This is a genomic window from Pseudomonas californiensis, from assembly GCF_021147775.1.
GTDB lineage: Bacteria > Pseudomonadota > Gammaproteobacteria > Pseudomonadales > Pseudomonadaceae > Aquipseudomonas > Aquipseudomonas californiensis.
The window spans coordinates 1-1,337 of record NZ_JAGTPK010000118.1 but is presented as its reverse complement, the minus strand read 5'-3'; the positions used below and the strand labels follow the sequence as shown (position 1 = coordinate 1,337).

General features: G+C 58.8%; 1 protein-coding gene. It reads right to left on the bottom strand.

Annotated features, from left to right (window positions below):
- Positions 1 to 1,337, bottom strand: a 1,337-nt coding sequence (gene tnpC, locus KDX37_RS29150) for an IS66 family transposase (protein ID WP_231656630.1), incomplete at both ends; no start/stop codon positions are given.

Here is a 1,337-nt window from a genome sequence, read left to right as displayed (position 1 = left end):
AACCGCGCCAGCACATCTTTAAGATAGGCATACGGATCGTGCCCATTCATGCGCGCCGATTGGATCAAACTCATGATCGCCGCCGCCCGCTTGCCGCTGCGAAGCGATCCGGCAAACAACCAGTTGGAACGTCCAAGTGCCCACGGCCGAATCTGGTTTTCGACTGCGTTGTTGTCTATGGGTACAGCCCCATCTTCCAGGTAGCGCGTCAGCGCTACCCAGCGTTTAAGGCTGTAATCCAGGGCTTTGGCTGTTGCTGAGCCGTTAGGCACAAGATCGCGCTGGGTCAACATCCAGTCGTGCAGTGCTTTCGCCAATGGTGCTGCTTTTTCTTGCCGGATTCGCCAACGATCCTCGTCACTCATGTCTCGCGCTTGGCGTTCAACCTCGTACAAGCCGCCAATCGAGTGCAGCGCCTGCTCTGCCAACTGGCTTTTATTCGCCACGTGCAGATCGAAAAACTTACGGCGGGCGTGGGCCATGCAGCCGATTTCGGTCATGCCCTTCTCGAAGCCTGCTTTGTAGCCAGCAAAGTCATCGCACACCAGCTTGCCGTTCCACGTGCCGAGGAAGTTACGCGCATGCTCACCGGCCCGGCTCGGGCTGAAGTCATAAACCACAGTTTTAATTGCCGAGAACGGTGTGGTGCAGTAAGCCCAGACATAAGCACGGTGAGTTTTCTTCTGTCCGGGTGCAAGCATTTGCACCGGCGTCTCGTCGGCATGGACGACTCGCTGTGCCAAGACAGCTTCTCGCAAGGCATCAACCAACGGTTGAAGCTGCACACCGGTCTGCCCAACCCATTGCGCCAGTGTCGAGCGAGGGATCGCTAAACCGGCGCGCCCGAAAATTTTCTCCTGCCGATACAGCGGCAAGTGGTCAGCAAACTTCGCCACCATCACGTGAGCCAGCAGGCCTGCGGTTGGGATGCCCTTGTCGATCACCTGGGCCGGTACCGGCGCCTGGATCAGTGTTTCGCACTGACGGCAGGCCCACTTTCCACGCACGTGTTGTTCGACGGTGAACACGCCTGGCGTGTAATCCAGCTTCTCGCTGACGTCCTCGCCGATGCGCTGGAGCTGGCAACCGCAGGAGCACTGGGTGTTTTCTGGCTCATGATGAATGACGGTGCGTGGAAACTGTGGCGGCAACGGCGCGCGCTTTGGCTTTTGGCGCGCCTCTGCTGGAGCTGGAGCGGGAAGCAGTGCTTTCAGCTCGGCGTCGACAGCCTCAAGATCGATGTTAAGCAGATCGTCGAGCAAGCTGCCTTGCTCAGGACTGATCTGCTCGCTGCGCTTGGCAAACCGGTGCCGCTTGAGGAGTGCGATCTCGTGGGT